At 43.2% G+C, this 25,291-nt stretch carries 19 protein-coding genes; 7 read left to right on the top strand and 12 right to left on the bottom strand.

Annotated elements, in window-relative coordinates; all coding sequences use genetic code 11:
* The first annotated feature begins 166 nt into the window (after nucleotides 1–166).
* The 4 genes from ADHAQ_RS0119645 (at nucleotide 167) to ADHAQ_RS0119630 (ending at nucleotide 4,320) form a co-directional block, all read left to right on the top strand.
* Nucleotides 167–1,300, top strand: coding sequence for a DmpA family aminopeptidase (locus ADHAQ_RS0119645; RefSeq protein ID WP_026464393.1), 1,134 nt, complete (start codon nucleotides 167–169; stop codon nucleotides 1,298–1,300).
* Nucleotides 1,287–2,141, top strand: a complete 855-nt coding sequence (locus ADHAQ_RS0119640) for an aminotransferase class IV (protein WP_026464392.1) — start codon at nucleotides 1,287–1,289, stop codon at nucleotides 2,139–2,141. Before ADHAQ_RS0119645 ends, ADHAQ_RS0119640 begins: the two co-directional genes overlap by 14 nt.
* 120 nt (nucleotides 2,142–2,261) lie before the next feature.
* A complete protein-coding gene (locus tag ADHAQ_RS0119635) occupies nucleotides 2,262–3,485 on the top strand; it encodes an MFS transporter (protein WP_026464391.1) in 1,224 nt (407 codons plus the stop codon).
* A 157-nt stretch (nucleotides 3,486–3,642) separates the two neighbouring features.
* Nucleotides 3,643–4,320 (top strand): energy transducer TonB, encoded by a 678-nt coding sequence (locus tag ADHAQ_RS0119630; RefSeq protein ID WP_026464390.1) that lies wholly within the window; start codon nucleotides 3,643–3,645, stop codon nucleotides 4,318–4,320.
* A 39-nt stretch (nucleotides 4,321–4,359) separates the two neighbouring features.
* On the opposite strand, the gene ADHAQ_RS0119625 is transcribed toward ADHAQ_RS0119630, so the two are convergent.
* The 6 genes from ADHAQ_RS0119625 to ADHAQ_RS0119595 form a co-directional block, all read right to left on the bottom strand.
* The gene (locus ADHAQ_RS0119625) at nucleotides 4,360–5,151 is read right to left on the bottom strand and encodes a hypothetical protein (RefSeq protein ID WP_084523912.1); all 792 of its coding nucleotides are present in this window, start codon (nucleotides 5,149–5,151) and stop codon (nucleotides 4,360–4,362) included.
* Nucleotides 5,152–5,507: 356 nt separating this feature from the next.
* Nucleotides 5,508–8,447, bottom strand: a complete 2,940-nt coding sequence (locus ADHAQ_RS0119615) for a DNA polymerase III subunit alpha (protein ID WP_026464388.1) — start codon at nucleotides 8,445–8,447, stop codon at nucleotides 5,508–5,510.
* A 10-nt stretch (nucleotides 8,448–8,457) separates the two neighbouring features.
* The gene (gene dinB, locus ADHAQ_RS0119610; protein ID WP_026464387.1) at nucleotides 8,458–9,624 is read right to left on the bottom strand and encodes a DNA polymerase IV; all 1,167 of its coding nucleotides are present in this window, start codon (nucleotides 9,622–9,624) and stop codon (nucleotides 8,458–8,460) included.
* A 108-nt stretch (nucleotides 9,625–9,732) separates the two neighbouring features.
* Nucleotides 9,733–10,488, bottom strand: a complete 756-nt coding sequence (locus ADHAQ_RS27385; protein WP_051360045.1) for an SOS response-associated peptidase — start codon at nucleotides 10,486–10,488, stop codon at nucleotides 9,733–9,735.
* Between the two features lie 622 nt (nucleotides 10,489–11,110).
* Nucleotides 11,111–12,151: an LLM class flavin-dependent oxidoreductase gene (locus ADHAQ_RS0119600; RefSeq protein ID WP_026464386.1), complete on the bottom strand. Its 1,041-nt coding sequence runs from the start codon at nucleotides 12,149–12,151 to the stop codon at nucleotides 11,111–11,113.
* Nucleotides 12,152–12,208: 57 nt separating this feature from the next.
* Nucleotides 12,209–12,478 (bottom strand): ArsR/SmtB family transcription factor, encoded by a 270-nt coding sequence (locus tag ADHAQ_RS0119595; protein WP_034257488.1) that lies wholly within the window; start codon nucleotides 12,476–12,478, stop codon nucleotides 12,209–12,211.
* 305 nt (nucleotides 12,479–12,783) lie between these two features.
* Here ADHAQ_RS0119595 and ADHAQ_RS0119590 point away from each other — a divergent pair, with 305 nt between their 5' ends.
* Nucleotides 12,784–14,169 (top strand): four-carbon acid sugar kinase family protein, encoded by a 1,386-nt coding sequence (locus ADHAQ_RS0119590; RefSeq protein WP_026464384.1) that lies wholly within the window; start codon nucleotides 12,784–12,786, stop codon nucleotides 14,167–14,169.
* 31 nt (nucleotides 14,170–14,200) lie between these two features.
* Here the strand turns inward: ADHAQ_RS0119590 and ADHAQ_RS0119585 are convergent, their stop codons facing one another.
* The 4 genes from ADHAQ_RS0119585 to ADHAQ_RS26380 all read right to left on the bottom strand — a co-directional run bounded on the left by ADHAQ_RS0119585 (nucleotide 14,201) and on the right by ADHAQ_RS26380 (nucleotide 21,826).
* Entirely contained in the window at nucleotides 14,201–15,694 is a 1,494-nt protein-coding gene (locus ADHAQ_RS0119585; RefSeq protein WP_026464383.1) for a GntP family permease, read from the bottom strand.
* Nucleotides 15,691–16,650 (bottom strand): D-erythronate dehydrogenase, encoded by a 960-nt coding sequence (gene denD, locus ADHAQ_RS0119580; RefSeq protein ID WP_245590643.1) that lies wholly within the window; start codon nucleotides 16,648–16,650, stop codon nucleotides 15,691–15,693. Before denD ends, ADHAQ_RS0119585 begins: the two co-directional genes overlap by 4 nt.
* Nucleotides 16,651–16,919: 269 nt before the next feature.
* On the bottom strand, nucleotides 16,920–18,545 hold the full coding sequence (locus tag ADHAQ_RS0119575) for a SusD/RagB family nutrient-binding outer membrane lipoprotein (protein WP_034256935.1): 1,626 nt from the start codon (nucleotides 18,543–18,545) through the stop codon (nucleotides 16,920–16,922).
* Between the two features lie 26 nt (nucleotides 18,546–18,571).
* Nucleotides 18,572–21,826 carry a SusC/RagA family TonB-linked outer membrane protein gene (locus ADHAQ_RS26380; RefSeq protein WP_051360044.1) on the bottom strand — a complete coding sequence of 1,085 codons (3,255 nt, stop codon included), beginning with the start codon at nucleotides 21,824–21,826 and terminating at the stop codon, nucleotides 18,572–18,574.
* A gap of 290 nt (nucleotides 21,827–22,116) precedes the next feature.
* Here ADHAQ_RS26380 and ADHAQ_RS0119565 point away from each other — a divergent pair, with 290 nt between their 5' ends.
* The gene (locus ADHAQ_RS0119565; RefSeq protein WP_026464380.1) at nucleotides 22,117–22,677 is read left to right on the top strand and encodes an RNA polymerase sigma-70 factor; all 561 of its coding nucleotides are present in this window, start codon (nucleotides 22,117–22,119) and stop codon (nucleotides 22,675–22,677) included.
* Nucleotides 22,678–22,796: 119 nt separating this feature from the next.
* Here the strand turns inward: ADHAQ_RS0119565 and ADHAQ_RS0119560 are convergent, their stop codons facing one another.
* Together ADHAQ_RS0119560 and ADHAQ_RS0119555 are read right to left on the bottom strand one after the other, a co-directional pair.
* Nucleotides 22,797–23,264, bottom strand: coding sequence for a cupin domain-containing protein (locus tag ADHAQ_RS0119560; RefSeq protein WP_026464379.1), 468 nt, complete (start codon nucleotides 23,262–23,264; stop codon nucleotides 22,797–22,799).
* A gap of 152 nt (nucleotides 23,265–23,416) precedes the next feature.
* A complete protein-coding gene (locus tag ADHAQ_RS0119555; protein ID WP_026464378.1) occupies nucleotides 23,417–23,797 on the bottom strand; it encodes a hypothetical protein in 381 nt (126 codons plus the stop codon).
* 553 nt (nucleotides 23,798–24,350) lie between these two features.
* On the opposite strand from ADHAQ_RS0119555, the gene ADHAQ_RS0119550 reads away from it, so the two are divergent.
* A complete protein-coding gene (locus ADHAQ_RS0119550; protein WP_245590642.1) occupies nucleotides 24,351–25,232 on the top strand; it encodes an alpha/beta hydrolase in 882 nt (293 codons plus the stop codon).
* The last annotated feature ends 59 nt before the right edge of the window (nucleotides 25,233–25,291 follow it).

The following is a 25,291-nucleotide window of genomic DNA, read 5'->3' as shown; positions in this document are numbered from 1 at the left end:
TACTATTTTAATTTGTTTTTTATTCAGCAAAACCAATCCAATTTTAAAATAAATTTAAAATACAGCGCATATTATTGTACTTTTTACTTAATTACATTCCTGATTACGGTTAGCGACCAGTTCCTACTCTGGCTTCAAATAAGGTTAAGCTACTAAATTTAAAATTATGCGCTCGGTAATAATTATTTTACTTCTGTTGGGTTCTGTTAAACCAACCTGGGGGCAGGATCGGAAACGCGCCCGGGATTGTGGCATTAAGATTGGCATTTTACCTACCGGAGCCCATAATGCCATAACCGATGTAACAGGCATAAAGGTTGGCCATGCAACTCTTAATCAGGGAGAAAATATCCGGACAGGTATTACCGCTATTATTCCCCATGAAGGTAATATATTTCAGGAAAAAGTGCCGGCAGCTATTTATGTTGGCAATGGTTTTGGCAAACTGGCCGGCAGTACGCAGGTGCAGGAACTAGGTAACCTCGAAACGCCCATTCTGCTAACCAATACCTTAAGTGTAGGTAGCGCCCTGAATGGCCTGGTTGATTATGTTTTACAATTGCCGGGTAACGAAAAAGTGCAATCCGTTAATGCACTGGTAGGCGAAACCAATGATGGCTTTCTGAATGATATACGGGGCAGGCATGTAACCGAAAAGCATGTATTGGAGGCTATTAAGAATGCCAAAACCGGTATAGTACCAGAAGGCAATGTTGGGGCTGGCACCGGCACGGTTTGTTTTGGCTTTAAAGGAGGCATTGGCACTGCGTCCCGCAAATTACCAATTGACCTAGGTGGCTATACGGTGGGCGTTTTAGTGCAAACCAATTTCGGGGGCGTGCTGCAAATAAACGGCGCACCGGTAGGCGAAGAGCTAAAACAATTTTATTTAAGTCAGCACGTAAAAGACAACCCGGATGGTTCTTGTATGATAGTAGTGGCCACCGATGCCCCGGTTGATGCCCGCAACCTGGAGCGGATGGCGAAAAGAGCCATGCTTGGTTTAGCCAAAACCGGTGGTATTGCTGCTAACGGCAGCGGCGATTATGTGGTAGCTTTTTCCACGCATTCCAATCTGCGTATTGCTCATACCTCCGGCAATAAAATGCAAACCACCACTTTATTGCGCAACGATGAAATGTCGCCGCTCTTTATGGCCGTTATTGAAAGCACCGAAGAAGCCATCTTAAATTCTTTGTTTAAAGCCGAAACAACTAAAGGTAAAAACCAAAACGAGGTAAATGCCCTACCATTAGAACAAATTTTAAAGATTCTGAAAAAATATAATGCAGCCAAGTAACACTCCTTTTGCCTTTTTAAATGGCACTATTTTGCCCCTAAACCAAGCTTATTTGCACGTAAGTGATTTAACTATTCAGCGCGGGTACGGCATTTTTGATTATTTCAAAGTACAGGACAATATACCTTTGTTTTTGGATGATTATTTGGTGCGGTTCTTCCGATCGGCGGAGCTGATGCAGCTACCCGTACCCTATACGCAGGAAGAACTAAAGCAAATTATTCAGGAGCTACTACAGAAAAATAACCTGCCGGTATCAGGGGTTAAAATGATTTTAACAGGCGGTTACTCCGCAAATGGTTATGATCTGGCCAATCCTAACCTTATCATTACCCAACACCCGCTTTCTTTACCTGGTTCGGAACAACTAAAGCAGGGTATCCGAATTATTACCCACGAATATGTTCGCGAAATTCCGGAAGCTAAAACCATAAACTACACCGTTGGCATCCGGTTACAACAAAAGCTAAAGGAGCAGGAAGCTGATGAGGTATTATATCATCAAAATGGCATCGTAACGGAATTTCCCCGCTGTAATTTTTTTATCGTGACAGCCGATAATACCATTGTAACACCAATTACTAATGTACTTTATGGCATTACCCGGAAAAAGGTATTAGAAGTAGCTGGCCAGAAATATAAAACCGTGGAAGGTGAAGTTCCCTTGTCAGCCGTTTTAGAAGCAAAAGAAGCTTTCCTGACCAGCACCACCAAACGTATTTTGCCCATTGTTCAGGTAAATAATCAAATTATTGGTGAGGGCAAACCCGGAAGTATTACCCTTGGTTTACTGGCCGATTTAGTAGCCCTGGAAGAAGAACAACTAAAACTAAAAGCCTAAGTCGCTTGCCTGGGTTTACCTAAGATAAATACTTAATTTAATCCGGTTTATCTGTATTTAAGACGGCTTGTCCTTACCATACCTTTCTAACTTCGTTTAACAGCGCTAAAATAGGTATTTATGAAAGCCTCAGCGCATAGTTTAAGAGCCTTGGATTGGGCAAACCTTTTCATGGCCGATGTGAAGGATGGAGTGGGCGTTTATTTATCGGTTTATTTGCTGACGGTCCGAAATTGGGAACCCGACGAAATTGGCATTGTAATAGCCGTGCCGGGTATTGTGGGTATTTTGGTGCAGGCACCCGCTGGCGGACTCATTGACCGTACCAAATTTAAGCGCTACTTGCTGATAGCCGCTTCCATTATTATTGCCGTTTGTTGTTTAGTAGTTATCCTGAGTGAGAAATTTGTACCTATATTTTTGTCTCAGGCGGCGGTCGGTTTAGTCCAGACTGTTTACCTGCCGGGAGTAACAGCCATTACCCTGGGGATGGTGGGCCATGCCGTGCTTTCCAAAAGAATTGGCCGCAACGAAAGTTTTAATCATCTGGGTAATATGCTGGCAGCCATTATGGCCGGGCTTCTCGGCAGGTTTGTATCGTATGAGGCTATTTTTGTCTTTTCTATTTTTCAATGTCTGGCTTTGGTAGTTGCCGTTTTGTTTATCCGGGAAAACGACATTGACCACGAACTAGCGCGGGCGGCCAGCCACACCGAAAGCGCTACTACAGAAGTTGCCGGCGTAAAAGCCTTATTCCGGAACCGGAACATCCTGCTTTTTACCTTAGCCATGGGTATATTCCACTTAGCCAATGCCGCTATGCTGCCTTTAGTGGGCCAGAAAATGGGCCTGGTAGATAAGCAAAATTCTTCTCTATATTTATCGGCGGCCATAATTATTGCCCAGGGAGTTATGACCTTAGTAGCCTCCTACAGCGGCAAAAGGGCTGAAAACGGCCGTAAAAAAATATTGCTCATTGCTTTTATTTTATTACCAGTGCGTGCCGTTCTGTTTGCTTTTATTTCCAATCCTTATGTATTAACAGGTATCCAAATTCTGGATGGCATTGGAGCCGGTATTTTCGGGGTAATCAGCATTTTAATGATTGCCGACTTAAGCCAGGGCACCGGTCGGTTTAACCTGTTACAGGGCATAGTATATTCCTCCATTGGCTTGGCTGCCTCCCTGAGTAATATAATAGCCGGGTTTATAGTAAAGCATTTTGGCTATGCTATTGGCTTTATTTCTTTAGCCGCCTTAGGGTTTCTGGGTTTGTTATTCTTCCTGCTCTTAGTACCGGAAACAAAAGATATAAACGGGCCTACTACCGCACACCAGAGTTAATGCTGATTCTACTTATTTTAGATTGTATGATTGGATCCATAATTTCAAAGCAGGTAATTGGTAAAAGATTCTATTTAACCTAAACCTTAATGAAGAATTAATATCTATACTTTTCTTCCTCCCAAAAAAGTTTTTAAATAGCAGGAAGTTATACTATATGAGAATCCTATCCTGTATTTTATTATTGATGCTATCCAAACCTGTTTTAGGTCAAGAATTAGTACCAAAGAGTAAAAAGCTAACTCGTCCTTTTATTGGGGAAGAATATTACGTGCTTAAATCTGACCCAACCATAAAACAAGGGGAATACAAACGTTTTTTTAGTTCCAGACCAGGCGCTTTGGCCATAAAAGGCCAATATCAAGAAGATACGAAAGTGGGTACTTGGGAATATTACGACCCTTTTAACGGTGGACTGGTTCAGCAATATAATTTTACCGAAAACAAGCTGGAATTTACTACCCCATTAAAGGCTCTGCAAAAAATTGCAGTAGAAGAAAATGGGCAATTTATAGAGAAAGAACCGGATGAAGTACCTTATTTTATAGGCGGTGACTCCTTTTTATATGGGTACCTGGGAGCTAATACTATGTTCCCAACAGAAGCACTCCGGCGGCATTTTTCCGGTAGTGTTTTCGTTACGGCCCTTGTCACCAAAGATGGTCAACTAATTGATGAAAAAGTTGAAGAAGATCCGGGAATGGGATTAAAAGAAGAGGCCTTACGGGTAGCAAAGCTTCTGCCTGATGAATTTATTCCAGCTAAAATGATGGGCGAACCGGTTAATACCCGGGTAACCTTTGAAATGAGATTCAGATTTATGCCATCCCGGTAGGAAAGGTATCAAACCCCTCCTACCTTACCTAAACAGTTCTTATTTCTTATTTAAATCTACCGGATCAAAAGATGTAAAGGCGGTTTCGGGCACCTCCTCTAATACCTGAATATCCGTTATTTTGGCTTGTCCGCGGTCACCGGAAAGCTTTATTTTACCATATGTCTGGTAATTAAGCCAAGGCATGACAAACATTGGCACCGAATCATTTGCACTTTTGAAAAAAGCCCATTGCGCTACCAGGTGGGTATTCTTGTCCACGTATACTTTATATTTATTTTCTGGCGTTACGCCCACGTTTTCGTAAGTCAGCTGCAACACATGTGTTTCTGGTCCGGTCGTTAATTTTTCCTCACCCAGGTATTTTAAGGTTACGCCAGAATCTTTTAACTTATAAGGCATTACAAGCCAGTACGAATCGTTAATCCAGGCTTCCTTGCCTTTTTGCAGGTACTTGGCGAGTGAATCTGGTTGGGTTACTTCTGCCCCGTTTCGGAATACCTTTCCTTTTCCGGTATTTATATTCACCAATGTTTTGGTGTCATCCTTTAAATTTTCTACCCGGACATCACCTGTAAATTTATCCCACAAAAGCTGGCGGTTATTAAAGAAATTCCAGGCAATGTAGCGGGTGGCATCCCAATTTTGGCGACCGCCTTGTGCTGCCATCACCGAATCGGCCAACAGAATTGCCTTAGCGTCAGAACCGGCTGCATTGAAACCTTCCATAGGTGGGTTATCTATGTCCGCATTTTCTTTTGGTTTACATAATTGAAAAACAAATAAACAGGTAAACAAAGCCAGGTTTGCAAATTTAAAGGCAGCTTTCATTTTTTGATAATTAGAAGTGATTGTTGGGAATGCTAAATATATAAGTAATAATCTTAACTTCTATATATTTATGTTTACCAGCTCGATAACGGTTTTAAAAGTTCTGTAAATAGGTTTAAAAGACAGAAAAAGGAGAATATACCTCGCATAGAGGAATGAACAATAACGGGAGGATTAAACTAAAAATCAATTAAAGACCAGACAAAAAAAAGAGGCTAAACGTTTTAAGTTTAACCTCTTTTTACTTCGCTACACTTTCAAATTAGCTATATCTATTTTACGAAACTGGCCTCTACTTGGTTTTGATAAATCTGCTATTTTGTAAACTTTTTTGAGTTTATCCCGGGTTGCTTTAATCAATACCGGGGATCTTTCTGGAATGGCAACTTTGCCATTTTTTCTACTTCCATGCTTGGGAAGCCGAATTCTTCTACCACTTTGCCGTACAACAAATACACCCCATTGCCTTTAAAAGGCCATACTTTTAAGGAAGTAGGAAAATGCGTGGTGTCAAAAAAATCACCGGCCGCATCCAGGAAAGTCCCAAACTGCATGATCTCTCCCCTAACAGTACGCACGTATTTGGATGTTACCAGAATGCCCATCATGCGTACTTTCTGCCCTACATACTGCATCATGTCTGCCGTCAGCACATCACCGCGCGAAGCAGTCTGGAGTAAGTTAAAATAAGAGGAAGTAACCGGAAAGCCCAGCAATTCTATTTCGTCGTAGGCATCTTCAACAGCAGTATGGCATAATTCCGGTAAGGTGAAAGTCTTGGTTTGCGCCTGAAATAAAGCTGGTGTACCCGAAGCATTTACCTTATGACCGATTAACAAATGCGCTTCCCAGAGCAGGGTCTTTTTATCTTTTTGGGTAAAGCGGAGCGCCTGCATCCGGATTAAAATCAAAAGGGGTTCCAGGGTTAGTTGGGTCCGCTGAATAAAATCTTCCAGGCTGGTGTACAAGCCATTTTGCTCCCGTTCCAGAACAATTTGCTGCCCCAGTTTATGCTCCAGGTTCTGGATATGAACAAAGCCTAAATAAATATCCTGTCCGTAAATGGTGGTGGTGTACAAACTATGGTTGATGCAGGGCAAGTGAACAACCGCTCCGGCTTTCTGCGCCTGTTGCACGTAAACCCAGGTTTTATAAAAGCCGCCGAAATTATTGATAACGGCTACCATAAACTCCAACGGGAAATACGTTTTGAGGTAAAGGCTCTGAAAACTCTCGACGGCAAAAGAAGCCGAGTGCGCCTTGGAGAAAGAATATCCCGCAAACGATTCCACCTGCCGCCATACTTCTTTGGTAATGTGTTCGGGATAGCCTTTCTCGCGGCAATTCTCAAAAAACTTCTCTACCAGTTTCTGGAATTCTTTTTTAGACCGGTACTTACCGCTCATGGCCCGGCGCAGCACATCGGCATCTGATAAATCGAGCCCCGCAAAGTGGTGACACACTTTTATTACGTCTTCCTGGTACACCATCACCCCGTAGGTTTCTTTCAGCTGTTCTTCCATTACCGGGTGCAGGTATTCTATTTTATCTGGTTCGTGAAAGCGCTGGATATAGGCCCGCATCATACCCGATTGTGCTACACCTGGCCGGATAATAGAACTGGCCGCCACCAAAGATAAATAATTATCACACCGCAGTTTCTTCAGCAACCCCCGCATAGCCGGACTCTCGATGTAAAAACAGCCAATGGTATCGCCGGACTTTAGCTGTTCTCTTACTTTCTCGTCTTGCTTAAAGCGTTCTACCTGGTGGGCATCAATGCGTATTTTCTGGTTATGTTGCACCAGTTGCACACACTCTTTAATATGACCGATACCTCGCTGACTCAGGATATCCAGCTTCTCAAAACCAATATTTTCGGCTACGTACATATCCCATTGGCTCGTCGGAAAACCTTTGGGCGGCATATCCAGCGCCGTAAAACAAGTAATCGGTTCTTCCGAAATCAGCACACCCCCGGCATGAATAGAGCGCACATTCGGAAAATCGGTGAGCATCTGGCCGTATTGCAATATTTGCTGGGTCAGGTGGTCGGTATTAGCAGTGGCATACGGATTTGCTACCAGGGCATCCAGTTCGGTTTTCGGCAAGCCATATACTTTGCCTAGTTCGCGCAAAATAGAGTTTTGCTGAAAGGTACTCATGGCGCCCAGTAAAGCGGTGTAATCTTTCCCGTAGCGTTTAAAAATATAATCCAGCACTTCGTCGCGTTCGTCCCAGCTAAAATCAATATCAAAATCAGGCGGACTGGTGCGTTTGGGATTCAGAAAACGCTCGAAATACAAATCCAGCTCTATGGGATCTACGTCGGTCAGGCCCATGCAATAGGCCACCACACTGTTGGCACCACTGCCCCGCCCTACGTGGTAAAAATTCCGCGCCATGGCGTACCGGACAATGTCATGGGTAATCAAAAAATAAGAAGCAAACCCTAACTTATCGATAATGGCCAATTCGTGTTCTACCCGCTGTTTGGCTATTTTATGGTGCCGCCCATACCGGTTTTTGAGTCCGTCCCAGGCCCATTTCTCCAGGAGTAATTTGTCGTCGTAAGCGGTGTTGGTAAAATGGCGCTTGTTCCGGCGCTGGTTAAAATCAAAACTAAAAGCAGCTTGTTGGATTAATTTTTCGGTATTGCGAATAAGCTCCGGAAACCGGGCAAATTGGGCGAGCAATTGATTACACGCTATAAAACAGGCATCTTCCACCAAGCCATGTTCCGGCGTTAATTGGCTCAACAGAATGTTATTATCAATAGCCCGCAAATGCCGGTGCAACGCGTAACCTTCCGTGTTCTTACAGGTAAACAGCGCCTGCATCAGCAATTTAGAACCATGCTGCCGCAAATCTGAGAACAGTAATTTATTTATGTCGGCCGGAGCCACCCCGATAAATTCGTGGTCGCGCAGTTTTTGCAGATTACCGGAGGCAAACGGATAGATAATAATGGCCTGAGAGAAAGCTGGTGGCACATCCGGCAATGACTTATGCGCCAGTAAGTGTTCGCTCAGAAACGTATTAAGCTCCTGCAACCCTACCTGATTTTGTACGATGCCGGTATAGAGCAATTGATTATCACGGCGGAACTCAATCCCTATCAGCGGCTGAATATTTTGTTCCTGACAAGCCTTGATAAAAGGAAATATGCCGGAAGTATTATTAATATCGGTTAAAGCCAACGCTTTGTAGCCCTGCGCCACGGCCTCCAGAGCCAGGTCTTCTACGGAGAGCGTACCAAACCGCAAACTGTAATACGAATGTACAAAAGCCAGCATCTAGTCCTCCTTAAGCCAAACCAGCCCGTAACCCCACTGCCCGCTGCACCGCCGCCTCGCCGTAGCGATACCGGATTTTATCCATCGCCTGGTAAAGGTTAGCCAGTTCAGTAGTATCCTCAAATAGATCTATCTGCTGAAAACCCTGTACTAAATTACTTAGCCGAACACCCAGTAAACGAATCAACATCCGCCGGTTATACAACTTCTGGAAAAGCTCTTTGGCTTTCCGGATTAAAATATGATCGGAGGCATTATAAGGAATAGCTATTTGCTGGGTATGCGTATCAAAATTGGCGTAGCGGATTTTAACGGTAATGCATCCCGCCAGCTTTTGCTGTTTACGCAACTCAAAAGCCAGGCCTTCGGTCATGGCTACCAGCAGGTTATTCAGAAATATTATATCGGTGGTATCGGTGCTAAACGTGCGTTCAGTGCTGATAGACTTCTGCTCGGAATAAGGAATTACGGGTGCGCGGTCGATGCCATTGGCTTTTTCCCAAATGTGCACACCTTCTTTACCCAATACTTTCTGCATCATCTCCACGGGTACCATAGTGAGCACCTCGATGGTAGGAATACCCATGTTGCGCAGTAATTGGTAATTCTTTTGACCTACGCCGGGTATTTTTTTAATAGAAAGTGGCGCCAGAAAAGGCTTTACTTCCGGCTGACAAACCTGTTTGGCTCCGTTAGGCTTAGCCTGGCCGGTTGCAATTTTAGAAACCGTTTTATTGATAGATAAGCCAAAAGAAATAGGCAAACCGGTTTCCCTGATAACTTCATTTCGCAGTTCATTGGTCCATTGCCAGGTACCATAAAACTTATCCATACCGCTTACATCCAGGTAGTGCTCATCTATAGAAGCTTTCTCGTAAACCGGCGCTTTATTAGCAATTACCTGCGTTACCAGGTTAGAGCAGTTGCTGTAGGCTTCTATATCGCCCCGCATCACAATCGCTTCGGAGCAAAGCTGCCGGGCCATTTTCATGGGCATACCGGCATGCACGCCATAAAAGCGGGTTTCGTAACTGCAACTCGCTACTACACCTCTATCCGAAAGGCCGCCAATAATAATGGGCTTATCCTTCAGCGCAGCATTACGCAGGCGCTCACAAGACACAAAAAAAGTGTCCAGATCCAGGTGGGCAATGGTACGATTATCTGCTACAATCATAAACTTCTACATTTACTAATATTTTTAGCAAATACGGAAGTTTAATATAGTAAAGCTATATATATGCGAATTATTTATTCACATAATTACTAACATTTTTAGCAATAACTATTTAGAATTTAATTTAGGAGCTACGTAATGGCCTAACATACTTTCATAATCGTCAATGGCCATTACGTTCATCAACCGGCTTTCGTAAGGTTGTAGCACATTGTACCATTGTTTTTCCTGTAAGCGGTTATCCATCCAGATTTCTTCGGTCTGGGGCGTTAAGATAACCGGCATGCGGTCGTGGTAAGGCATTACGGCGCTATTGGCACTGGTAGTAATAATGGAAAAGTAGCGGGCCAATTCGCCGGTTTCCTGGTTCAGGCTTTCGCGCCAAAGACCGGCTAAGCCAAATGGTTCTTCGTCTTTTTGGGTAAAGCGGTATTTCTGTTTTTGGGGCTTTGTCTTCTTTAAGCGCTCTTTCTGCGCCTGGCTCCGGATCGGGTTGCCAAATAAGTCCAGGCCTAAATCAGATTCGGGTTCAGCGGATGGTTCCTCTGGTTCTATTTCTTTCCACTCAAAAAAGCCATCTACGGGTATAATGCAGCGGTTACGGGGCAGTAAGACTCTAAAGCGCGGAATAAAAAGCAAATTTTCCTGTCGAACATTAAAGGGTAATGTGGGCTTGCCATCCGGTTCTTTTTCCGGAGATGCCCAGGTAGCCATTAGGGCTTTTTCGGCATCGGGTAAAATAACAGGCAATTGCTGAGATGGCCGGGCATCAAAATTCTTCTCAAAAGGTACTCCTTCCAGTTTAGCAGCAAACCGATGTTCTTTCGGTACTTTCTTTTTATCCAAAGAGGCGCGTCCGCACATAGCCTTACATTTAGTTCCTGTTATTAATTACTGTTAATCTATTATTTAGATGCTTATCCACAATAGCAGCCTATTATTACCCTTTATTTGTCCTGTAGCCACTATCTTATATTTACCGTATTTTATAAGATGATAAATTCTATATTTAGTCTCTAAGTAACTTTGCATTTTCTTAAGAAAAACCTTTATTATAAACATAAGACACCTTCTTATGTTTAAGAAATACTAAGTTATTCCGAATATAGCAAAAGTAAAGATACATGATCCTTTCCACATGCTACTATATCCTGATTATTTAAGGATTAGCTTTGGCCTAAAATAAAACTTAAATTTAACAATAAGTTTATCCTGTAATGTTACCAAGTGCGGTCAGATAAAAGACCTAGAAACAACAACTGATATATTGCTAAAATCAATAATTTATATTATTAATTACTAACATTTTATATTCTCTTTAATCTGGTTTAAATCAGTTTACATATGCAGTATCGTATATTAGAAAATAATCCAAACAAGAACTCTCCAACTCCATAAGAGGATATCTTACAGAGTTGGAGAGCTATTGATTCTTATAAGAAAAGCCGATCTTATGGGGTAAAATACCGGCATAAGCCAGAGATTCTTACAAGTTAGCTAAGCTTGCTTTTACCTGCTGCTCTTGCTGAAGGCGGGAAAGTATTTCATAAGATCGCAGGCGAGCCGCATGATCGTAAATATGGGATACTACCATTATTTCATCTACCTGCGTTTGATCCAGAAACTTCTGCAGCTCGTTTTCTATTGTTTGAGGTCCGCCTACGAAAGCGTACCGGAACATTTGCTCCACGGCGTATCGCTCGTTTCCATCCCAGTACAGGTCTACGTCATCCACTGGTGCCTGCAGCGGCATGGTATTACCCCGAACTACTCCCAAAGCAAATAAATACAAAGAAGTAGCTAATCTGTTGGCTTCTTCGTCGGTATCGGCCGCCACTACATTTACACAAGCCAGTGCTTTCGGCTCTGATAAACTTTCGGAAGGCCGGAAGCTATCGCGATAAATTTTTAGAGCCGAATCTAATAAGGCTGGAGCAAAATGGCTGGCAAATGCAAAAGGCAGCCCTAACATACCCGCTAATTGCGCACTAAAGGTACTGGAACCCAATAACCAGATGGGTATTTGTAGCCCTTCCCCAGGAATGGCCCGCACGCGGGCTTTAGGATCAGCCGGAGCAAAATAATTCTGCAACTCCATTACATTATTAGGGAAATCATCTACCGAGCCATTTAAGTGGCGCCGTAAAGCCATGGCTGTAACCTGGTCGGTACCGGGGGCGCGGCCTAAACCCAAATCTATCCGGCCCGGGTAAAGCGACTCTAAAGTACCAAACTGCTCGGCTACTACCAAGGGCGCATGATTAGGCAACATAATGCCTCCGGAGCCCACCCGTATTTTAGACGTGCCACCAGCTATATGGCCTATTAAGACTGCTGTAGCAGTACTGGCAATGCTTTTCATGTTATGGTGTTCTGCCAGCCAGAAGCGTTTGTAGCCCCAGTTTTCGGTATGCTGCGCCAGGTCTAAACTGTTGTGCATGGCTTTAGCCGGTGTACCGCCGGCGGTAATGGTTACTAAATCCAGTACGGATAAATCTATATCGGAAAGCTTTTTATGCGTTTGCATCTTTACTTATATTTATATATTCGAAAGTTTCGATTGATTAACTAAAATTTTTATTACTTAAAGTGTTTGTATAGCCTGTACATACTCCTGCCACGTAGTTTGGTTAAGGGTATACAGGTAGTAACGGCCATCCTTTTGCGGCTCAATTAAACCGGCTTCCGTTAACTTTTTTATGTGGTGACTGATTGAAGGCTGCGCCAGATTTATAATATTGCCAAGTTCCATACACTCTACCCTACCATCGTGCTGGTGCATGTACTGCAGAATTTTTAGCCGGTTTATATCCCCTAAGGCTTTGGCTATTTTTTCAACCTGCTTTAATTCCATTTCTGCTGATATATTGATAAATGCAAATCTATAGATTAATAAAGCCAATAACAACCAGAAAAGTTTCCTTACCTTATAATCTAAATTTTTTAGCAAGCTCTTACCCGCATTCTGGGTTAAACATTATTGGTATATTTCACCTTCTTTCCTACCCCCTGGTTTAACCAAAGTAAATTAAGGTTCCGTTTTTTAAAAGTGGCTGAAGGAGATATCTTCTTTTAAAGCTTCTATATCGTTTTTACTATTTTTTCCCTAGCTTACAACCAGGTTATAAACTTTTAAAACCGACATAGAATTGCTTTTTTATGATAGATCAACTACCGGCAGAATATTCTGGAGAACTGTTACCTGCCATACGGGAAGAATTTCTAAGCTTAGGTAAAACCCTGGTAGTTCTGGACGATGACCCCACCGGAACGCAAACCTCTTATGATGTTACCGTACTTACTTCCTGGCAGGTTCCTTTACTGGTAGAAGAATTGCAAAAGAAGCCTTCTGTTTTATTTATTCTGACGAATTCCCGGAGTTTACCGGAACCGGCTGCCGTCCGGCTTACTTTAGAAATCGGGCAAAATTTAAAAGAAGCTTCCCAATTAAGTTCACAGGAGGTTGTTGTAATAAGCCGGAGCGATTCTACCTTACGCGGCCATTTCCCGGCAGAAGTAACTGCACTAGCCCAGGCCATGGAGTTAGGAGAAGCTGTTTGGATTCTATTACCCGCTTTTATTGAGGGTGGGCGGTACACCATAAACGATATCCATTACCTTAAAGAACAAGGCGAGTGGGTGCCAGTAGCAAACACCCCGTTTGCCCAGGATAAAGTTTTCGGCTATACTCATTCTAACCTGAAAGAATGGGTAGAAGAAAAAACCAAAGGCCAAGTAAAAGCAGCAGAAGTCATTTCTTTTTCCCTGGAAGATATTAGGTTGGGCGGGCCAGAGAAAATCCGGCAAAAACTGGCAACCTGTCATTCCGGACAGGTATGTATTGTAAATGCCGCCTCTAATAAGGATTTAGAAGTATTTGCTCATGGCGTATTGTTGGCGGAGAAACAGGGTCAGAATTTTGTTTACCGGTCTTCGGCTACCTTTGTACCCATTCGGGCAGGTATGGCACCGGGCAAAGTTTTTAAACCAGAGGCTAGAACGGAGAATAAACATGGGTCTTTAGTTGTAGTTGGGTCTTACGTTCCCAAAACCACTGCCCAGCTGGAATATTTACTTAAGCAGAAAACCCATTACCCTATCGAGGTAAATGTTCCATCCCTCCTGCAGGCCCCTCAAGCTTCCGCGACTTATGCCACTTCCATTATAAACCAAACAAATGAACTTCTTGCGGCCGAAACCGATGTCGTGATATATACCAGCCGGGATTTACAAACCGGCCAGGATGCAGAGAGCAATCTTAGAATAAATAGCCTGGTTTCCAATTTCCTGGTGCACATTGTCCAAAGTTTAACTGTTCGTCCCCGGTTTTTGGTGGCCAAAGGCGGTATTACATCCAGCGACCTGGCTACAAAAGGACTTCAGGCTGAAAAAGCTTTAATTATGGGGCAAATATTACCAGGGGTTCCTGTCTGGAAAATGGATGAGAAAAGTAAGTTTCCGCACCTGATATATGTTGTTTTTCCTGGCAATGTAGGTGACCATACCGCTTTAGCCGAAGCCTGGAAAAAATTAAAAGGAGACTAGGTTTAGCAAAGGCTGTAAAACCTACAAGCCTTTAAGAAGCTTTGGAAATGCTTACCACCTGGGTAGCCTGCCGACGGGCAAAAAACAGGATAACTACCAAAACCAGCAAAGGAAAAAACGGATCTAAAAAATTACCATCAGCGCTAAAAATCAGATTAAGTAAAGCAATGCTGCTTCCCCCAATAGCCCAGGCAATGGTGGTCGTCACCGACCAGGTTAACATTTGCTGCTTTACCTCCTTTATGCCCATCATGCGGTTTACTACCCAAAACATACTATCGTTGAAATAACTAAAAAACAAGGAACCCATGGTTGCCGCCTGGGCAGCAAAGAGCATATTTACGCCTGGTACCTGCGCTAAAACAGGAGCACAAATTGAGCCGGCTGTTACCATGGCTACGGTGCCGGACCCCTGAATCAGCCGCACCAAAGTAGCTACCACAAAAGGAATCATGATGGGGGAAATAGGTAAACTGGCAATTTGGCTGGCTAGCTGGGAGCCGGCACCACTATCGCGTACGACGGTGCCCAAAGCCCCACCAGCACCGGTTACCATTAAAATAATGCCAGCTGATTGCAAGCCGGCTTCCAGTTGAGTACTAACGGTATGCTTATCCAGGTGGGGCATTAAAGTATAAACGGCTAGCAAGGTACTTATGGAGAGTGCTATAATGGGGGCTCCCAAAAAGTTAAAAAGCTGAACCAGCACCTCCCCGGTTTTACCTGCCTGAGAAGTAAGTCCCGGAAAAGCACCAAAAATGGCATCCAGAAAAATAAGTACAATGGGTACTACAATGGGCAGCAACGACAGCAGCAAACTTGGTAACTGTTTAGTTTCCTTTCCTCTTAAATAATTTTCCTGAATTGCTTCAAAACTTTCCGCCACACCATTACCATCAGCTAAATCAGGATATTTTTTCTCCAGCCATTGCGCATAAAATACTACTCCTAATAAACAAGGTATGCTTAAACATAAACCCAACAACATCATGGATCCCACTTCCACGTTAAATAACCCCGCTACTCCCAGAGGTCCCGGGGTGGGCGGAACAGTAGAATGCGTAATTACCAGGCCTCCTGCCAAAGCAACTCCTAAGGCCAGTAATGAACGGTTTCCTTTTTTGGCCAAAGCTTTCGTTACCGGGTACAATATCACAAAAGCCGAATCCACAAAAATAGGAATACTGACCAGGTACCCCGTAAAAGCCAGGGCCCACTCTTCCCGCCGCTTACCTAACCATTTAATAAAGCTATAAGCAATCTGTTCGGCCGCTCCCGTTACTTCCAAAACTCTTCCCATCATGACGCCTAATCCTATTACAATGCCTATACTGCCCAGCGTAGAACCAAATCCCTTCGTGATGGCTCCCAAAGTATCATCCAGCGACATGCCACCCATTACCCCCGCAATAGAGGCGGCTATGAGCATAGCAATCAGGACATGCACTTTGGTGCGCATTACCAGGAATATCAGCACAAACACGGCGGTAACTAAGCCAATAATGGGCAAGGGAATAGCGGTCATACTATTTGTTGCAAATCCTGCTTTCTATACTGCTCTATAAATACATCAAAATTTTTGTCTACCTGAAACCCCAGGGCCAGGGCCCGGCTGTTATCTATAGTGCCTGGCCAACTGCTGACAATCCGGTTTATGGCTTCGTTGGGCTCAAATTTTACCCGCGCCAGGGTTTCGGCATCTGTTTGCTTTTCCAGCGATTCCAGCATCTGATTTACGGTAACCCCTATACCCGGCAAATTTACGGTCCGCCAGCCACCAAATTCGCTTTCCTCCAGTTTGGCCGCATGAATCAGGTTCCGGATGACCGTATCGGGACTGGAAAGCCAAAGCGCTAATTCCGGAGAAACCGGGCATATGGCTGTTTCGCCTTGCAAAGGCTCCCGGATGATGCTGCTAACAAAAGAAGAGGCCGCCAGGTTGGGCTTGCCAGGACGAACACAAATAGTAGGCAGCCGCACCACCCGGCCATCCACCAAACCTTTGCGGGCATAATCGTTTACCAGCAACTCGCCCATAGCTTTCTGAGCACCGTAAGAAGAGCGGGGTGTTACCGCAGTCATATCGGTTACTGTTTCCGGCAAATCGCCGCCAAAAACAGCCAGCGAACTGGAGAACACAAAACGAATACCGGGTTTGGTATGCCGGCAGGCTTCCAGTAGCTGACGGGTAACATCCAGGTTTATTTTCCAGCCTAAATCAAAATCGTTTTCGGCGTGGCTGCTTACGATGGCAGCTAAATGAAAAACAACAGAAGTATTTTGGGTTATTAAAGACTCGGCGGCACCGGACTGGGCTAAATCCAGTTGCAGGCATTTAACCCGGCCATCGGCTGAAGGATTAGCAGGCTCCACTATATCTACTAAAAGCAATTCCGTAAATGCTTCTTCGCTTTTCAGAAGGGCTTTAGCAAGCCGCTGACCTAAAAAGCCACCTCCTCCGGTTATGATAATTTGCATCATTCTGGTTTAGAAAATCTGTTTCAGAACTTAAAATAACTATTAAAGTGAAAATTCTATAATTTACCTATTCTAAAACCATTTTTTTTTAGATAATTTTAAATGTATTCAAATGCTTTAATTTTAAATTCTTTGAAACCAAAGCGTATCGAGGAATAAATACTTATACCTCCTGATTTACTAGGATAGCCTTTATAAAACAAAAAGCTCCAGTAAGAATTAACTTATTCTACCGGAGCCTCTTTCAATTTACGGCCAATAATTAGTCTGGTCTATAATTTATCCCAGAATATGCGGGTTCCTAAATTATTGCCTCCCATACGTTTGATTGCTTCATTTACACTGGCGGCATTCACCGATAACTCCCGGTTTGGATATTGTAAACGGCGGATAAATCCTTTGGCCGGAGAGTTTGGCGTGGTAGACGGATCAGCTCCCGAATAATTCATTGGGGTTAAGCGGGGATATTCCGTTCTTCTGAAATTGGACCAGGCTTCGTACCAACTGCCAAAAGAAGCTACCCAATATTGCGTATTTATTTGTTCAAGGGCCTTTTCTGCATTGGTTAGGTCATACAATACACCTACCCGGGCCACCGGGTCAGAATTGGTTGGATCTCCGGTTTGCATTAAGTAGGCGGCTTTTTGAGCATCCGTAATGTTTACGATATTGGCATTATAATCCCGCATTTGATCCATGTGCGCTTTTATGCCGGTTTCGTAGTAATTTTTAGCTGCTACCGGGTCGGGCGCTCCTAAAAATCCTCGCTGGGTGGCATCGGCCAGTAAAAGCTGGGTTTGGGCATAGGTCACATAATAAATAGGTGCCGATTGGTCTAATACGGTATTGCGTCTTAAGCGGGAGTAACCGCCGGCCGGCGGAGCAGGTAAATTTCCCTGGGTAAAGCCAACCGGTGCGCCCACTTGCTCCGATAAAGTAGTAGTCATGGTTCCTCCGCCGGCACTACCGGCATCCGAATATTTCACTACTATGTATTGTGCCCGCGGATCATTATTGGCTTTAAAGAAATTTACCAAAGGCTGTCCAGCATAATAATTGGCCCTTTCTGATCCCGTCAGTGCCTGCGAAACCGGGTTATTGAATGAAGGCGCAAAAAAGGAGACTTTGGCATTATCAGTATTTGAGGTCATCACGCCTCCTCTGTCTGGTTTTAAGGCAACCGCAATTACAGCTTTTGCTTTATTCTGATCTAGTTCTGTATACCGCATTCCGGCCCGCAACAATAAAGAATTACCTAACCTTCGCCATTGCCCTACGTTTCCGCGGAAAAAAATATCATGGTTGCCCGCGGTGCCGCCTCCGGGCGCACTGTTGCTGGTATTGGTATTTAATTTATCGGTGGCATCCTGCAATTCAAATAAAATACCGCGGGTCGGATCTTCATAAATAGCTTTTTGATCATCCAGGGCCGGTGTCCAGTTACCCGTTGCAAATCCCTGACCTGCATTAAAGTAAGCTACGTCGCCGTAGGTATCCACTAATTCCATATAATAGTAGGCTTTTAGAATGCGAGCCATGCTGTTCAGGTTTATTTGCAGCGGATTCCCTTTGGTCATTTCTATAATAGTAACGAGACTCCGAATGGGATTAGCAAAAAGGGCATTAAACGTCTCGCTGGAGTTTTGGTCAACGTTTACATTATGGTTGCCGCCTTCCAGGGTACCGGTAAAAGGCGTATGAAAATGTTGAACTATTTGCGGGCCATAATGGTGCAGCGGATAATTGCTGCCATTAAATTGAGCACCGGTAAACAGGTAAAGTGGATTGGTGGATTGGGCCAGTACCGGGCTGGTATTTATTTGTTCGAAGTCCTTATCGCAACTACTGGCTCCAGCTAAAAGTACCGCAAGAGCAAAGGATATATATATCTTCTTCATAAGAATTAAAAGCTAGATGAGATAAATTACAATTTAATGTTCACGTTTAAGCCATAGCTGCGGGTAGTAGGCAAGGCATGCGACTCTAAGCCAGTCAGGTTATCAGAGGCCGAATAAGTAGATTCCGGATCCAGGTTGTCTACATATTTTTTAATAACCAGCACGTTGTTTACAAAAGCATTTACATTTAAACCTTTAATAAAGCTTTTGTTTACAAACCGGGAGAAGTCATACCCGATAGAGGCAGTTCGCCATCTTACAAAGCTGGCATTGTAAACAAAAGGAGTGGCCACAAAAGTGTTCCGATAATCGGTATAGAAATCCTGCACGTTTACGGATGTAGTATTTTGCTGATTATCCGACTCCCGGGTACCTGGGAATACCACGCCGTTTTCCCGGCCTACTAAGGTAGCCTTGTGCAAACCATGGCGGTAGTAGTTAAAGTTGGAATTCGATATCAATTTATGACCGGCTTTAAAATCAACCTGCGTAAACACCCGGATGCCTCTGAAGGTCAATGTGTTTAACCAGCCACCGGTATGCGTGGGAATAGCGCTACCAAATGTTACAATATTCCCCTGCTGAATCCGTCCCCCATTGGTTAACAGTATTTGTCCCTGGGCATTGCGCTTGTAATCAAACCCCCGTAAAGATGCCATTGGTTTACCTACTTCATGCGAAAGAATACCTATGAATTCGCCATTACCAGTGTCAAACCGCTGGGCGCCTTCGGCTAATTGTAGTACTTTGCTTTTGTTGTAAGTAAAGTTAAAGGAAATGTTCCAGGTTAAGTTTTCGGTCCGCACTGGTTCTAAACTCAGCAACATCTCAATACCCCGGTTCTGGAGTTTACCTACGTTTACTTTACGTTGCGAGAATCCTGATTGAATAGATACATCCACATTCAGTATTTCATCCACGGTTTTTTTATCATAGGCCGAAATGTCCAGGTTTATGCGGTTATCCAAAGTTCTTAACTCCAGGCCTACTTCTTTTTCTCTTACTTTAAGTGGTCTTAAGTTGGGGTTAGGCGCCACATTGCCATTTATATAGCCCAAGGGCACATTGCCATTGGGAAAAAGGTTGGCATTAATGTTATAGAAAATCCGGTTGGTATATGGGTCGGTATCGCCTCCCACCTCGGCGTAAGCAGCCCGCACTTTTCCATAGTTTAACCAGGCTGGTAAATCGCCAAAGGCTTGGCTAAATACAAAGCTAGTGCTCACAGATGGGTACAGGTAGCTGTTTGAATTTGGATTTAAAGTAGAAAACCAATCGTTACGCCCGGTTACGTTTAAGAACAGGTAGTTGCGGAAAGAAAAATCAACGGTTCCAAATAAAGAATTTACCCGCTTATGGGAAAAAGTATAATTAGGTTCTTTTACCTGCCCGTTATTAATGGAGTACAAATCCCGCACAAAGAAATTGGTCACGTTGGTACCAATTCTGTCCGACTTCTGATCCATGGAGTTACCGCCCAAAGTAGCATCAATGCCAAAAATCCCAAATTCTTTGTTTATCCCAATCAGGAAGTCCATGTTCCGCTCGCGGAAGGTACTCACACTCTGGTAAAATTGCCCGTTAAACCCAAGCCCAACTGTTGCCAGACTGGCTGAGCCGGTAGGGCGGTTAACATTATAGGGATTACTAAAGTAATCCTGACCAAAGCGGCCTTGTACGTACATCCAGGGCATTAACTGGTACCGCAGCGAAGCATTGCCAAACATCCGGTCGCGACGCGATTCTTCTAACCGTTTGTTTATTACCCAGTACGGATTGGTACGAGGCGTAAAGCGCCCGATGTTTATTTCATTACCAAAACTTTCGCCAGGGGTAGTATTAATCCAGGCTGCTTTTAACCACGCTACATCTATGCTGTTGGCCAGCGTGTAAATGCTTTGGTTTACGTTAAAGGTCTGCTCTGAAACAACTGGCGGGTTGTGATTGTACTCGTTCGAATAATTAATATTTAACTGCGATGATAGCTTCTCGGTGAAATTATAATTCATGCCAAAGTTCAGAATCTTTTTATGGAAATCGGAATTGGGCACGATGTTATTAGCATCGGTATTGGCAAACGACATCCGAAAATTACCTTTTTCATTGCCCCCCGACAGCGCTACAGAGTTAGTCCAGGTAGTACCAATCCGGTAAAAGTCTCTTATGCGGTTTTTGTGCGGAAGGTAAGGATGTTCTTGACCATCAAAAGCAATGGTAGGTTTGCCATCAAACTTTTCCCCAAAGCTCCAGCTGCCTGAACCACCCCCGGTGCCCCGGGCTGCCACTACCGTGGAACCTCCTTCTAATACCTGGGGCCTTTTACCGTATTCCCCCTGCCCATATTCGTATTGAAAATCCGTAAAGTCTAAAGCCTGGTCTGCCTGGAAGTTGGAATTGACCTCAATCCCTACCCCGGCTTGGCCTTTACCCGTTTTTGTAGTGATAATAATGGCCCCGTTAGCCGCCCGGAAACCGTACAGCGCGGCCGCCGCCGCACCTTTCAATACGGTCATGGATTCGATATCATCCGGATTGATGCTTTGTAAACCATCTCCGGTATCTGTTCTGGACTGACCGGAAAATTCATTGGCACTGGCCGCATTGGCGGCTCCGCCTGGCGTATTATTAATGGGCACTCCATTTACAATAATTAAAGGAGAGTTATTGCCGCCAAAAGAAGCCTGACCCCGGATCCGGATTTTAGAAGACCCTCCTGCCCCGGTGGGTGGCGCCTGTACCTGCAAGCCGGCCACTTTACCAACCAAGCTATTTCCAACGTTGGTAGTCCGGTTAGCCTGTAAATTTTCGGTACTTACGGTAGCCGTAGAATAACCCAGTTTGCGGGCTTCTCTTTTAATACCCATTGCTGTTACCACTACTTCTTCCAGGGCTTTGGAGTCATCGGCTAAGGTAATATTTACTGTACCTGCGCCAGAATAAGCCCGCTCCTGCGTGGTATATCCAATGTAAGAGAATACTAACGTACCGGCTCTTTCGGGTACGTTTAAGGTATAAGAACCATTAGCATCCGTAGTTGCGCCAATGGTGGTACCTTTCACCAGTACGGTTACACCTGGCAAGGCCTCGCCTTTATTAGAAACTACTCTACCTGTGAGGCGCCAGTCTAAAAAACGATTAAAATTAACTTTGTTGGTGGAGCTATTTTTAAGTAAGTAGTTATTTGCTGCCTCCCCGGCCACAGCTTCTGTAGCTACGGAAAAAGCAGAAATAAACGACATACCCAATACAGCTTTCTGCAACTTGTGCGTAAAGTTTTGCATAGGGATTTTGTTTAAGGTTAACTGAAAGATTTATTTGTGTGGTAATCAAAAACAGCTTTATAAAATCAAATCCTGATATCAACCTTCCATCCTCCTACCTTCACTTATTTACCATACAAGTAATACCTTTTGTGCACCACTTCCTCAACCCCATATTTTTTTATTTTTTCAAAAAATTTGTTTTAAATTTTATTTTCACTATATTCCTGTTAATAAAAAAGCATGTTTTTGAATATTTCAAACATATTCAATTTGTTTAGTTAATATTATTAACCACTATCTCTAAGCAAATGCAACAAGTCTACAATCCAGTTTTAGTTCAAGAAATTGAGGCCTTAAAGCAGGGAGACCGGCAGGCATTTGGGCTTATTTACAACCGCTTTGCACCTAAGCTGTATAGCTTTGCCCTAAAATTGGTTAGGGAAAAAGAAACCGCTGAAGAAATAGTACAGGAAGTTTTTTTAAAACTCTGGGATAGAAAACAGATGCTGGATCCTGAGCAAAACCTGGAGGGGTATTTATACCGCATGGTCCGCAACCTAATATATAACCAGGCCAAGCATGCGGTTTATGAAACGGCTTACGCCAAATACCTTATTGGCAAAGGCAATTTGATGGAGAATTACATTGAAGACAATGTAAATTTTAACGAACTAAAAGAGCTATTAGAGACAACATACGCTGCCTTACCACCTAAACGAAAAGAAGTATTTTGTTTGAGTCGGCTTGAAGGGCTAAGTAATGCCGAAATAGCTGAAAAACTACATACCAGCAACAGTAATGTAGAAAATCATATAAATAAAGCCCTTCACCTGATCCGGGCTAAGCTAAAAAAATATAGCCTCCTGTAAAAGGAAATTTACTAATGTATAAATGGTTTCAGGCAAAATAAAACCTACCCATTAAGGCCAGCACATGGGTAAAGAAGGGAAAATAGTTTAAGTTTTGTGGTGAATTAGCACTTTTTGCCTTATCGGTTTACTTTGATTTTTGTAACCAGGTAAACAAAGGTTGTTCCTTTTTTCAGAATAAGTTGGTGCGGCATATTGGCCGGAATCATAATAATATCCCCTGAGATAAGTACCTGCTGAGTTCCACCTTCTATTTTACCACCTAACAGTTCTGGTCCATTTTCTTTTATATCGCCTTTGTGTTCCCCGCCATAAATAATGGTTGCCTGCCCTTTTTGCACAATAAAAATATCGTCCAGTTCTTTATGTACCTCCACCTGGCCAGATTCTTTCCGTCGAATAAGCTTATAAGTATAAACCGGTCCGCTCTCAACAGTCTGGTTTAAAATATTAGTGCCCGTGTCGGAACCCAAAGCTGTCTTATCCATCAACGTTTTAGGTATGAAGTCTACTTCAGCCGTTTGCGCTTGGCTAAGCTGCATGCCCATAAAAAATACCAAAAAAGTTATGCTAATTTTAAACCACATAAAATTCGTCTTTTCAGGATTGAAAATGATAAGTCCAACCAAATACCAAGCGGAACCGATACTAATTTAGTTAGGGTAAATTAAAAGAATTTATTGCGACCTGGTCTCCGTAATTTGCTTTCCTCGATCAGGCAGCAGCAACATGCTCTTTGTTATGCCTTCCCCAAAAAATCAAAATAAATCCCTAGCCAACACACCCCCAGAAACATTAATATAGATATTAAAATCTTTAACAAGAACTTAATTCTTTTTTTTCTTCCGTTTATTTTATTCTTTTCAAAGGTGGAAATTACCTCATTTTTTTGCTCCTCCGGCTTAGAACTTATTCTTTTATTTAACTGAGCCAAAATTTTATCCAACGCTGGTTTATTTTGAGACAGATCCTGGTCGGGGTTTGTTTCCTGCCATAGTTGCTGAAAAACCTTTTCCTGCTTTTGATTTAATTCCTTGGTTGAAAACCATTTTAGAACCTCCTCTACTTCTTCAGGCGTACATGCTCCATTAAAATATTTTTGTAATAATTCATTGTCCATTCCCTTTCCGGCAGGTTATTATTTATATTATACAATTCAACTAAAATCTTCACCACTCCTTTTGTAAAAATTTTGCTAAAGTTTTAAATTTTTATTTTTAGCCAATTTTAATGTAAACACCATAATAAAATAGTGTTAATCTACATTTAAATTTGAAAATTTCAATTTACTGTATATTTAACAATAAGAGGCTTCTTTTGCAAGAATTTTTATTCTTGATTTATTTTTTGTATTTAAGGGGCGGTAATAATTCAACCTTACCTGGATGACCTAGGTTAAGGTGGGCATTACCTTTTAACTGTTTTTGTAACTATAACTTAGGCTCTTTTATAACAATCAGTTTTTTACTATAATCCATGTCTCCAGATTTAGAATCCTAAACCTCGACTGCAAAAAAGATCTATAGTAAAGAACCAACCTAATTATCCACCTAAGGTAAACCTGGGTAAAATGCTTAGCTCCTCTAGGTTATAAATACGTAAATGCTGGGTTACCTAAAACGATTCCCTCCTTACCCGGTATAAATAAGTGCTAAACTTTCCTAAGGGCAGCGATGAAAGTATACCGGAGAAAAAAGCAGGAAATCAATAGTTGCACAAAAGGAAACAAAAGAGGTTTTTTCCTGGATCGGTTGAAGTTAGGTCAGAGGGGGTTCTGCTGTATTTTTCCCATTTGGTTAATACTTTCTGCTGCTTGTACTTTTCAGGAAAAGAGTCCGGAAAATAGAGAAAAACCAATGATGGTAAGCAAACGAGATCAATATGGAACCGGACGTCTAACCGCCCGGCCACAATCTACTATTTCCAACGCAGTCTTTAAAACAGGCTTACAGCCCCTGCACCTGGATACCGGTAAGGATGCTGTTTTGTATGTACCCCAACAGTATAGTCCGGATAAACCGGCGGCTTTAGCACTAATGCTGCACGGTGCCGGCGGAAACGCGGATCATGGCATGTCCTTACTTCGGCAGTATGCCGATGAGGGAAATATTATCCTGTTGGCTCCTCCTTCCCGGGCAGGAAGCTGGGACATAATCACCAATAGAGCCTTTGGCACCGATGTCTTATTTATTGACCAGGCTTTAAAATTAGTCTTCGAACAATTTACCATTAATCCGGAGCACCTGGCAATTGGCGGATTTTCCGATGGCGCCTCTTATGCTTTGTGCCTGGGCTTAACCAATGGTGATTTATTTACCCACATCCTGGCCTTTTCTCCGGGCTTTGCCTATACCTCCGAACCTACCGGCAAGCCTGCAGTATTTATTTCGCATGGGGTGGATGATCAGGTTTTACCCATTAATCCTTGCAGTCGCCGGATTGTACCTCAACTGAAGAATCAGGGACTGCAGGTGAATTACCTGGAATTTAACGGGCGGCACGAAATTCCAAAGAATATACCCAAAAGTGCGGTTAATTGGTTTATAGAAAAGTAATTGGCACCAGGTTATTTTTGTTACCGGCAAGGCTACTGGGACTAACCAAACTATTTCTT

The organism is Adhaeribacter aquaticus DSM 16391 (assembly GCF_000473365.1).
GTDB lineage: Bacteria > Bacteroidota > Bacteroidia > Cytophagales > Hymenobacteraceae > Adhaeribacter > Adhaeribacter aquaticus.
This window is presented reverse-complemented; position numbering and strand designations above follow the sequence as displayed.

Bases quoted from the DNA above. Each gene is read 5' to 3' on its own strand.
- ADHAQ_RS0119640 (WP_026464392.1), top strand. From the start codon at position 1,287: ATGCAGCCAAGTAACACTCCTTTTGCCTTTTTAAATGGCACTATTTTG.
- ADHAQ_RS0119645 (WP_026464393.1), top strand. From the start codon at position 167: ATGCGCTCGGTAATAATTATTTTACTTCTGTTGGGTTCTGTTAAACCA.
- ADHAQ_RS0119550 (WP_245590642.1), top strand. From the start codon at position 24,351: ATGAAAGTATACCGGAGAAAAAAGCAGGAAATCAATAGTTGCACAAAA.
- ADHAQ_RS0119575 (WP_034256935.1), bottom strand. From the start codon at position 18,545: ATGAAGAAGATATATATATCCTTTGCTCTTGCGGTACTTTTAGCTGGA.
- ADHAQ_RS0119590 (WP_026464384.1), top strand. From the start codon at position 12,784: ATGATAGATCAACTACCGGCAGAATATTCTGGAGAACTGTTACCTGCC.
- ADHAQ_RS26380 (WP_051360044.1), bottom strand. From the start codon at position 21,826: ATGCAAAACTTTACGCACAAGTTGCAGAAAGCTGTATTGGGTATGTCG.
- ADHAQ_RS0119635 (WP_026464391.1), top strand. From the start codon at position 2,262: ATGAAAGCCTCAGCGCATAGTTTAAGAGCCTTGGATTGGGCAAACCTT.
- ADHAQ_RS0119630 (WP_026464390.1), top strand. From the start codon at position 3,643: ATGAGAATCCTATCCTGTATTTTATTATTGATGCTATCCAAACCTGTT.
- ADHAQ_RS0119565 (WP_026464380.1), top strand. From the start codon at position 22,117: ATGCAACAAGTCTACAATCCAGTTTTAGTTCAAGAAATTGAGGCCTTA.
- ADHAQ_RS0119600 (WP_026464386.1), bottom strand. From the start codon at position 12,151: ATGCAAACGCATAAAAAGCTTTCCGATATAGATTTATCCGTACTGGAT.
- ADHAQ_RS0119615 (WP_026464388.1), bottom strand. From the start codon at position 8,447: ATGCTGGCTTTTGTACATTCGTATTACAGTTTGCGGTTTGGTACGCTC.
- dinB (WP_026464387.1), bottom strand. From the start codon at position 9,624: ATGATTGTAGCAGATAATCGTACCATTGCCCACCTGGATCTGGACACT.
- ADHAQ_RS0119595 (WP_034257488.1), bottom strand. From the start codon at position 12,478: ATGGAATTAAAGCAGGTTGAAAAAATAGCCAAAGCCTTAGGGGATATA.
- ADHAQ_RS0119560 (WP_026464379.1), bottom strand. From the start codon at position 23,264: ATGTGGTTTAAAATTAGCATAACTTTTTTGGTATTTTTTATGGGCATG.
- ADHAQ_RS0119555 (WP_026464378.1), bottom strand. From the start codon at position 23,797: ATGGACAATGAATTATTACAAAAATATTTTAATGGAGCATGTACGCCT.
- ADHAQ_RS0119625 (WP_084523912.1), bottom strand. From the start codon at position 5,151: ATGAAAGCTGCCTTTAAATTTGCAAACCTGGCTTTGTTTACCTGTTTA.
- ADHAQ_RS0119585 (WP_026464383.1), bottom strand. From the start codon at position 15,694: ATGACCGCTATTCCCTTGCCCATTATTGGCTTAGTTACCGCCGTGTTT.
- denD (WP_245590643.1), bottom strand. From the start codon at position 16,650: ATGATGCAAATTATCATAACCGGAGGAGGTGGCTTTTTAGGTCAGCGG.
- ADHAQ_RS27385 (WP_051360045.1), bottom strand. From the start codon at position 10,488: ATGTGCGGACGCGCCTCTTTGGATAAAAAGAAAGTACCGAAAGAACAT.